Annotated in this window: 1 protein-coding gene; it reads right to left on the reverse strand. The window is 38.3% G+C overall.

Annotation, left to right across the window (positions count from 1 at the left end):
• Window positions 1-58: 58 nt before the first annotated feature.
• On the reverse strand, window positions 59-248 hold a 190-nt coding region (locus tag MTCD1_RS21405), incomplete at its 5' end, for a hypothetical protein (RefSeq protein ID WP_438819310.1).

The following is a 248-nucleotide window of genomic DNA, read 5'->3' on the forward strand; positions in this document are numbered from 1 at the left end:
GGTCTTGGCATTTGGTTATTCTATGACCGATCGTCTTTAAATGCAATCGTTAGGAGGACTACATGTAAAGACGCTTAACTTTATGCGCGTAAAAAGCAATGAAAGCATAACAAAGTAGCTCGATTGTCTCTTCGGAAATATCTTTTACATCACGTACATAGTGTTCCGCCATCACCGCTTCCCAAAAATCACCCATACCATAAAGCCGTGAAAATACGAATAACAAAACAATAAAAGTAATTAGAGCC

Source organism: Colwellia marinimaniae (assembly GCF_002207865.1).
GTDB lineage: Bacteria > Pseudomonadota > Gammaproteobacteria > Enterobacterales > Alteromonadaceae > Colwellia > Colwellia marinimaniae.